This is a genomic window from Puniceibacterium sediminis (genome assembly GCF_900188035.1).
GTDB classification, from domain to species: domain Bacteria; phylum Pseudomonadota; class Alphaproteobacteria; order Rhodobacterales; family Rhodobacteraceae; genus Puniceibacterium; species Puniceibacterium sediminis.
The window spans coordinates 32,856-37,313 of sequence record NZ_FZNN01000026.1 but is presented as its reverse complement, the minus strand read 5'-3'; the positions used below and the strand labels follow the sequence as shown (position 1 = coordinate 37,313).

Here is a 4,458-nt window from a genome sequence, read left to right as displayed (position 1 = left end):
CGCCACACGCTACGACAAAACCGCCGAGAGCTTCCTGGGCTTCATAGACATCACGTCCATCCGCCTCTGGGTCCGCCTTTTGTCAACATGACCTAGGTAGAACGCGATACGTATACATGTCCTGTTTCGGCCGGGCCCGTCTTTTGAGAGCCATTTGAGGTGTTTGAAATCCGCAGCACTGATCGATGCAGATGATTTAACCTCGATGCAAACTAGTTCTCTGCCACCGTCGATCAGAATGTCGACCTTTCGCTGATCCGGGCTACGCCAATGATAAAGCCTGTAATCAGCGTCTTGCATAGGCAGTGCTCGCAGCAGTTCGTTCAAGACAAAGCTCTCAAGCAGTCCACCCAGGGCTTGTGGATTGTTGGCTGGAGAGTTGTCCTTCTGGATCCGCATCAATGGCAGCTAGAATCGCGGAATCATCCAGCGTGACAAAGCGACCATGACCAAACAAATCTCTTATGAGCGTCGTCTTGCCAACCTGCCTGGGGCCGATGAGGTTAACCACTCGCGCTGATATGAGGGAATCTTGCAGTTCGGTAAAGAGATCGCTGGGCAGAAATGCATTTGTGTCACGCATGGATCACCCGCCTGCTTTCGAACCCGAAAGCCGTCAGCCCGAGTTGATGCTCCCGCCTTGGCTTGTGGAATAGATAGGCACCATTTGTGCACTAGAAGCTTGACTAATTGAGCAGTAGCCGAATGTCGGCTTGCCACTCTGACAGCCCCCCATTCTACAATTGTTCTCCATCGGGCGAATCACGCAAGTCTCCAGTCCGAACGCCACCAGGAACTGCTCTGTGGTCCCGGCGGTATAAGGCGCGCCGCGCCGCAGGCGGCGGGGCGGTTAGTTCCGGTGCGTGAGGCCGTCCAGCCAAATCACGCCTGATGTCCTTGCGACGGATGAAAGAGAAGCGGCCGATCTGTTTTCAGATGAAGGCAGCGAGTCTTTCGGTCGCGCGGGTTACGCGATGAACGCGAGCAAGCTCTGTTGCACAAAGTGGGTGAGGGATTCATGTTGTGAATCCAGTCTGGTAGCTGATGGGCATGAGCAAACCGACATCTCCGACCTACAAGGCCACGAACTGGGCTGCCTACAATGAGGCACTGAAGCGCCGCGGGTCGCTTACGATCTGGTTCGATCCGGAGATGACCTGGGCTGCCAAACCCTCCGGCAAGAGGGGCAGATCGCAGACGTTCAGTGACGCCGCGATCCAGACTTGCCTGACGATGAAAGTCCTGTTCGGGATGGCGCTTCGGCAGACGACTGGCTTTGTGAAAAGCCTCCTGCGGCTGACGGGACGGGACTGGGAGGTGCCTGACTCCAGCACCATCTGCCGACGCCAAAGGACGCTTGCGGTCAACATTCCGTATCGCGGCGCGAAGGGTCCGCTGCACCTGCCCATCGACAGCACCGGCATCAAGGTCGAAGGGGAGGGCGAGTGGAACGCGCGCAAGCATGGCGGCCCCAAACGACGTGTCTGACGCAAGATTCACATCGGTATCGACGCACAAACGTTGGAAGTCAGAGCGGTCGAGATCACCGGCAGCAACACCGGGGATGCGCCGATTTTGCCTCATCTGCTCAACCAGATCCCGTGCGACCAGCAGATTGGCAGCGTGACTGCGGACGGCGCATATGACACGCGCCGATGCCACAACGCCATCCACTGCCCGGCAGTGCATGTTTACATGCATGAGAGGGGCCGACCGTGGAGCCTCTGCGGTTATTCCACCGCGCAAGAATGCCCAGCCATGGAAGCCAGCCACCGCCGGTGCATCGCCAGAAACGACGCACTACGCACATCGAAGTATCTGGGCCGGGCGCTCTGGCGGAACTGGCGCGGTTGCCACCGCCGCAGTCGCGTTGAGACAAAACCACTCGGGATCATGCTGCGCATCACCCTGCCGGTCGGTGGGTCCATTGCGTGGAGCTGCTGGGTCAGCGCCTGATGGCGCGCGACTTTGACCGCCAAATCGCAGAGGTGCAGCTGCGCGTAGCGATCCTGAACGGCTACACCGCCCTTGGCATCCCGGTCACAAAATCCGTGGGATAAATCCGCCTGAAGAAGAGGGGAGATTGTGTATCAGCTGATTTGCGCAACAGGGCCGGTCGGAACGGTAATATCAGAATAGTAGCAAGGGCACGGACCCTGAGTAAATTGGGAATAGTGTCAAAAGCAAAAAACAACTAATAGTTGACATAAATTTTAAACTGTAGACTGTGCTTGAAGATATTTATGTATTCGGTTTCTGCTGCCTGCCGCTCGTTATAAGCTCACCAAATTTATTGGGCAATTTAATCGGGTTTGGAGTGACTGGACACCCAAACCGAAGGTGCCTGAAATGGGAATCCACGATCGTAAACCAAATTTGCATCCGGCGCTTCATTTCGACGCTTTAGAGCCGCGGTATTTGTTAAGTGCAGATGCATTTGTGTTTGATTTGGCGCAGCTTGATCTAGCCAGTTCCAGTCATCAGGTGTTGGTTCGGATGCTCGCGCAGGCTGACAGTGCACAGCAGTCTACCCGCATGGTGCAGGTCGTTGACAAGGATGTAGGTACAGTGCTCGCGGAGCGGGCGTTGGATGATGTAACTTCGATCAGCGTTACCGGTAGTGACCGGGACGAAACGCTTACGGTTGATCAAGATAGCTTTGGTGCGTTGTCAATTCCCAAGATAACGTTTCTCGGTGGTGGCGGCACTGATTCTGTCGCGCTGGCGTCGGGTGACGATACGGATTGGATTGTTGATGCGGACGGTAGCGGTCAGGCGACCTCTGCGGCATTAAGCATGGACTTTGCCGAAGTGGAGCGGCTGGTAGGCGCGGCGAATACCGACGATACCTTCACGATCCGATCATTGGCCGGACTGGTCGAAGTTGATGGTGGCGCGGGCGGTTTCGACAGTCTGGTGGTTGATGCGGCCCCGTCAGGAACGATGACTTTTGGCGCATCGAGTCCGCAATCAGGCCACGTCGAAATTGATGGGGAATCGCTGGCATACAATGGTCTGGAGCCTGTTACGCTGTCTGCAGCGGCCCATTTGATTCTGGACCTGTCTTCGCTGGGGTTCTCGGGGGAGATAGATAACATCGCCACCTTGCGGAACGCTGCGTTAGCTGGTTCTTCGATCCTCGTGTCCGAAAATGCGACATTCGAGACGCCAACCTTCGAAAATCCGACCGATAGCCTGACAATCAAGCTAGGAATGGGCGACGATCACCTCGAGATCCAAGGTCTTGATGCTGCGTTTGACGGATTGCTGATCGTTGACGGTGGCGCGGGCGAAGACAAAATCGTGGTCACGGGGGACGTTTCGGCGCAGGGCGGCTTAAGTCTTGATGCGGAAATCATATTGATTGGCAGTACCCTGAGCGAAGTGGTTGATCAAGACGACTGGACTGCAGCTGTCCATTATCAGGATGTGGCGGCAACGGGTGGTACCGGCAGCGGTCTTCTGGCCGACATTCTGGTCGGGGCGGATGGCGTGACGCGGCTCGCGCTGGTCGCGGCGGGCAACGGATATACGATTGGCGACGTCGTAACGTTTGGCGACCCGGACGGTGCCGGAACTGCGATCACCGCAAAGATCGCGTCGGTTGGCGGTAGCGTGACACTATCGACGATGCGCGACGGAGCGTCATCGGGCGATATCACGCTGACCGGCACACGGATCACCGCAGGTGCGGGCAGTGTCCTGACAGCGGCTTCCGGAACCGGTGACGGCGCAGTTGCGGGCGACGTTACCATCAAAGCTGAGAGCCTTATTTCTGCTCTAGATGCGTTTGCGCGCTACGCATCCATGCCGATCGGCGTGACTTCTGTCTCGTCGGGAGTTGATTTGTCGGGTGTCACAGTCACGGGGCATGATATTTCGGTCTCAGCATTGGCCAGGGACAAGCCGCTTGATCTAGAGTTTGCGACCAATGTGGAGCAGTTCGTCGGCAATCTTTTAGGCTTGCTCAATACCTTGTCGGACATCGCAATTTCGCAATTTCTTGGCATCAACGCATCGGTTGTGATCCGTGCTGCAGAGTCGTCCGTGCTTGCACATGACAGCGACTTCAACGCAACAGGCGCGGTAAATCTTACATCGGAAAGTCAAGCGGACGCGACCAGCAAGGCGTTTACGGCCACGCGCGGCGCGGTTGGTGGGAATTTCCAGATCGCGGTGGGTTTTGCCCGCGCGGCGGGGGCGGCACAGACGCTTCTGACCGGCACGACCGATATCGATGCGGTGAACTCCGTACGTGTCACCTCCGACGCAACGACCGTCGCGAACATATCCGCCGTTACCTCGAACGTGGCCGAAGCCATCGCAGCAGCGCGGGGCAACGCGACATTTAGCGGCAACGGCACGTCAATCTCGATTGCTGTGGCAAATTCGGACCTCACATCGCGGACGGTGCTGGGCGCCGGCACCTCCATCACTTCGACGGCGGGCAACGTAAAC

3 protein-coding genes and 5 pseudogenes are annotated in these 4,458 nt (G+C 57.1%); 3 read left to right on the top strand and 5 right to left on the bottom strand.

From position 1 onward, the window contains the following. Positions 1–91 (top strand): annotated as a pseudogene (locus CHB75_RS21785) (IS5/IS1182 family transposase); the annotation flags it as partial. A gap of 158 nt (positions 92–249) precedes the next feature. Here CHB75_RS21785 and CHB75_RS22190 read toward each other — a convergent pair. The 3 genes and pseudogenes from CHB75_RS22190 to CHB75_RS22540 form a co-directional block, all read right to left on the bottom strand. Further along, a pseudogene (locus tag CHB75_RS22190) lies at positions 250–399 on the bottom strand (hypothetical protein); the annotation flags it as partial. Continuing rightward, the gene (locus tag CHB75_RS21780; protein ID WP_176439207.1) at positions 338–583 is read right to left on the bottom strand and encodes a hypothetical protein; all 246 of its coding nucleotides are present in this window, start codon (positions 581–583) and stop codon (positions 338–340) included. The gene CHB75_RS21780 and the pseudogene CHB75_RS22190, both read right to left, overlap by 62 nt. Before the next feature lie 154 nt (positions 584–737). Then, a pseudogene (locus CHB75_RS22540) lies at positions 738–899 on the bottom strand (SMC-Scp complex subunit ScpB); the annotation flags it as partial. A 151-nt stretch (positions 900–1,050) separates the two neighbouring features. Between CHB75_RS22540 and CHB75_RS19095 the strand changes: the two are divergent. Together CHB75_RS19095 and CHB75_RS22535 are read left to right on the top strand one after the other, a co-directional pair. Next, positions 1,051–2,060: pseudogene (locus tag CHB75_RS19095) on the top strand (IS5 family transposase). A 289-nt stretch (positions 2,061–2,349) separates the two neighbouring features. Continuing rightward, positions 2,350–2,442, top strand: a pseudogene (locus CHB75_RS22535) (LEPR-XLL domain-containing protein); the annotation flags it as partial. A gap of 980 nt (positions 2,443–3,422) precedes the next feature. Here the strand turns inward: CHB75_RS22535 and CHB75_RS22180 are convergent. Next, a complete protein-coding gene (locus CHB75_RS22180; RefSeq protein ID WP_245841073.1) occupies positions 3,423–3,755 on the bottom strand; it encodes a hypothetical protein in 333 nt (110 codons plus the stop codon). A gap of 351 nt (positions 3,756–4,106) precedes the next feature. Then, on the bottom strand, positions 4,107–4,451 hold the full coding sequence (locus tag CHB75_RS22175) for a hypothetical protein (RefSeq protein ID WP_245841072.1): 345 nt from the start codon (positions 4,449–4,451) through the stop codon (positions 4,107–4,109). Positions 4,452–4,458: the final 7 nt, after the last annotated feature.